This window comes from Legionella maioricensis (assembly GCF_023618015.1).
GTDB classification, from domain to species: domain Bacteria; phylum Pseudomonadota; class Gammaproteobacteria; order Legionellales; family Legionellaceae; genus Legionella; species Legionella maioricensis.
The window spans coordinates 1-628 of record NZ_JAJKBJ010000064.1 but is presented as its reverse complement, the minus strand read 5'-3'; the positions used below and the strand labels follow the sequence as shown (position 1 = coordinate 628).

The following is a 628-nucleotide window of genomic DNA, read 5'->3' as shown; positions in this document are numbered from 1 at the left end:
CTTTGTGGCGCAAACTAATGTGGCAGGCAGCAACGGTTACGGTCATTTCACCGTAGGTTCTAATGGGGCTTGGACTTATACTACCGATACCGCGCACAATGAATTTGTGGCCGGCACTACCTATACCGATACTTTAACGGTGACTTCCGCCGATGGTACTACTTCAACGATTACGGTGAATATTGTAGGTACCAATGATGCGGCAGTGATTACTCCCGCGGTGGCTAATTTAACTGAAACGAACGCCGTGTTAACCACGGGTGGTACTTTAGCCATTAGTGATGTGGACAGTCCTGCGACTTTTGTAGCGCAAACTAATGTGGCTGGCAGCAACGGCTATGGTCATTTCACCGTGGGTTCTAATGGGGCTTGGACTTATACCACGGATACGGCGCACAATGAATTTGTGGCAGGCAGCACTTACACCGATACTTTAACGGTGACTTCCGCTGATGGTACTACTTCCACCATTACCGTCAATATTGTAGGTACCAATGATGCGGCAGTGATTATTCCCGCGGTGGCTAATTTAACGGAAACGAACGCCGTTTTGACTACGAGCGGTACTTTAGCCATTAGCGATGTGGACAGTCCTGCGACTTTTGTAGCACAAAATAATGTGGCTGGC

1 protein-coding gene is annotated in these 628 nt (G+C 48.6%); it reads left to right on the top strand.

Features of this window, described 5'->3' with window-relative positions; translation table 11 throughout:
* Positions 1–628: VCBS domain-containing protein (locus LOX96_RS17500; RefSeq protein WP_250456487.1), on the top strand; the 628-nt coding region annotated here is incomplete at both ends.